3 protein-coding genes are annotated in these 2,980 nt (G+C 37.1%); all 3 read left to right on the top strand.

What is annotated here, in order from left to right; genetic code table 11:
* The coding region (locus tag ABZA26_RS11515; protein WP_372714667.1) for a cell division protein FtsQ/DivIB at positions 1–670 on the top strand (670 nt) is incomplete at its 5' end.
* Between the two features lie 15 nt (positions 671–685).
* On the top strand, positions 686–1,966 hold the full coding sequence (ftsA, locus tag ABZA26_RS11510) for a cell division protein FtsA (protein ID WP_372714666.1): 1,281 nt from the start codon (positions 686–688) through the stop codon (positions 1,964–1,966).
* 23 nt (positions 1,967–1,989) lie between these two features.
* Positions 1,990–2,980, top strand: a 991-nt coding sequence (gene ftsZ / locus ABZA26_RS11505; protein ID WP_372714665.1) for a cell division protein FtsZ, incomplete at its 3' end; no start/stop codon positions are given.

Genomic DNA, 2,980 nt, shown 5'->3' with positions numbered 1-2,980 from the left:
GAAGGCATTTTTTAAAATTATACTGCTCTTTTTATTTGCTGCTGCATTTTTTTATATGGACCAAGTCTTTCTTAAGAGAGATATATTTAAAGTGGAAAAAGTCTGGATTTTTGGAGATTTAAACCTCACCCAGAGGGAAGTGAAAAAACAGATGGAAACTGTCACAGGTGAGTATATCTGGGACGTAGATTCTAAAGCCATTGAAAAAATGTTGGAAGAGGATATCCGTATAGAGAAAGCACAAGTAAAGAAAATACTCCCCGATGAGATAAGAGTAGAAATAAAAGAAAAAGATTCTAGCTACTATGCCCAGTATAAAGATAGAGTCTATACTGTAGATGAAAGTGGAAATATTTTTGCTTATTTAGAAGAAACACCTGTGAGAGACCTTCCATTACTTTTGATAAAAAAAGAAGAACAAATACCTGAACTTTTGAAGATATTAAAAAAAATTAAAGGAAAAAAAATTGAAAAATTAATATCTCAAATATATATTTATAATAAATGGTGTATTAACTTTGTTTTATTTGACGGTACAATTGTCAAAACTGACAATAATGTAGAGGAAAAAAAATATGATGTTGCAGAGCGTTTATACTCGGAGCTGAAATTGAATCAGAATGACCTCGAATACATGGATATAAGATTCAATGACTACATAGTTAAGTAAGTGGGGGAGTGCTTTATGAAGGAAAGTTTTATAAAAGCTGCATTGGATGTGGGAAGTTCTAAAATAAGAGTTGTCTTGGGGGAGCTTAGTGAAAACGGGGAGAAAATAAAAGTGATCACTTCGGTGGAAACTTATGCCAAGGGGATGAGAAAAGCTACGGTAGAAGATATGGAAAGCCTTAGCCAGTGTGTGACCCAGGCTCTTGAAAGCGCAGAGAGAGAGAGCGGCTACAAGATAGAGAAGGTGTCCATAGGGATAGCCGGAAAACATGTAAAATCAGCCACCAAGAATATAAAATTTAATTTTTCAAAAAAAGATACTGTAATAGAGGAAAAAGATCTGGAAAATCTATATAAAATGGCTCAGGAAGAGATGGTGAAACCCCATGAAAAAGTAATAAAAAAAGAGATATATAACATAAGAGTAGATAACTCCGGTATATTAAAGCATCCTGTAGGAATGGTAGGGAGCTTCATAGAAGGGGATGTACATCTCATAACTGTGGACATATCCCAGCTAGAATCTCTGGTAGAGGTGGTAAATAAGGCCGGAAGAGGAGTAGAAAACATAACTCTAAACTCCTATGCCTCAGCCCAGTCTGTCTTGACATATGAGGACAAAAAAATGGGTGTTGCGCTGATAGATATAGGAGAGGGTTCTACAGACCTCATAATATTTAAGAATGATAAACTTATATACTCTAAATCCATCCCTTTGGGAGGAATGCACTATACCAATGATATAGGTTATATTCTGCAGCTTGGAAAAAAAGATGCTGAAAGGCTCAGAAATCTCTGTCACAATAAAAGGCTTGAGGAAAATATCTACCTAGAAGTGGACGGGGAAGAGAAAAAGTACAGTGTATCCTCAGTAAGAGATATAATAGACGCAAGAAGTGAAGATATACTGAAATATGTAATGGTAGCTATAGAGGAATCCGGATTTAAGGGATACCTTGGAAACGGAGTGATACTGACAGGTGGAGCTGTAATGGTAGAGGGAGTAGTGGAGAAACTGTCAAAAGATCTCAACTACAGAGTGAAAATAGGACTGCCTATGAAGATCAAAGGAATGTCTGAGGTCCATCCCTCCATGTCAACATCACTGGGAATACTACTGGAAACTCTGGAAAATGAACACTATAAAATAAAAAATAAGAAAATAGATGAACTCAAAGAACCATCTAAAATAGCAGAGGAAAAAACATCTGAAAAGAAACCAGCTGAAATAGTAAAAAAAGAAAAAGTGTCGAAGAAAAATTTTAGCCTAAAAGAATGGCTGTCCAACTTTATATAAAAGGGGATTTTTAGGAGGGGAATATGATACAGACAAATGAATCTTTAGTGAGAATTAAAGTTATAGGTGCCGGTGGTGCCGGAGGAAACGCCATCAATGACATGATTTCAGCAGGAGTAGGTGGAGTAGAATATATTGCAGCAAATACAGATGCACAGGACCTTCATAACTCTCTGGCAGACATAAGAATCCAGTTGGGAGAAAAATTAACAAGAGGACTGGGAGCAGGAGCAGACCCTGAAATAGGAAAGCTGGCTGCAGAAGAAGATATAGAAAAAATAAAGGCTCTTTTGGAAGAAACAGACATGCTCTTTGTAACTGCTGGAATGGGAGGAGGGACTGGTACAGGTTCTGCTCCGATAATAGCAAAGATAGCCAAAGAAATAGGCGTGCTGACAGTAGGGGTTGTAACAAAGCCATTTACCTTTGAGGGTAAGAAGAGAATGAGTAATGCTGACACGGGTATAAATGGTCTGAAAGAGCATGTAGATGCGCTGGTAGTAATTCCAAATGACAAACTCTTTGAACTTCCTGAAAAAACAATCACTCTTCAGAATGCATTTAAAGAGGCCAATAATATACTTAAAATAGGAATAAGAGGGGTAGCTGACCTCATCATACAACAAGGTCTCATTAACCTTGACTTTGCAGACATAAGAACTACAATGTTGGATTCTGGGATGGCTATGATAGGCTTTGGTGAAGCTGACGGAGAAAACAGAGCAATAAAAGCAACGGAAAAAGCACTACTGTCTCCACTGCTAGAAAAATCAATCTCAGGAGCTAGTAAGATACTTATCAATATAACAGGTTCTTCAAACCTAGGACTTGTAGAGGCTCACTCAATATCAAACCTAGTGAGAGATGCTGCTGGAAAATCAGCCGAAGATGTAATGTTTGGAACTGTAATTGACGAAGAATACGGAGATAAGATTCAGGTTACCATTGTTGCCACTAATTTTTTGGATAAGGCAGACAGGGGAGAACCTTTTATAAATATATCTCCAAGTGTTG

It is taken from the genome of Ilyobacter sp., from assembly GCF_041583315.1.
In the GTDB taxonomy this organism is placed as follows: domain Bacteria; phylum Fusobacteriota; class Fusobacteriia; order Fusobacteriales; family Fusobacteriaceae; genus Ilyobacter.
Note: the sequence above shows the minus strand (reverse complement) of the source record. Positions and strands in the feature narration are given on the sequence as shown.

What these genes read in the sequence shown, in the direction of transcription:
- ftsA (WP_372714666.1), top strand. Translation starts at nt 686, where the DNA reads ATGAAGGAAAGTTTTATAAAAGCTGCATTGGATGTGGGAAGTTCTAAA.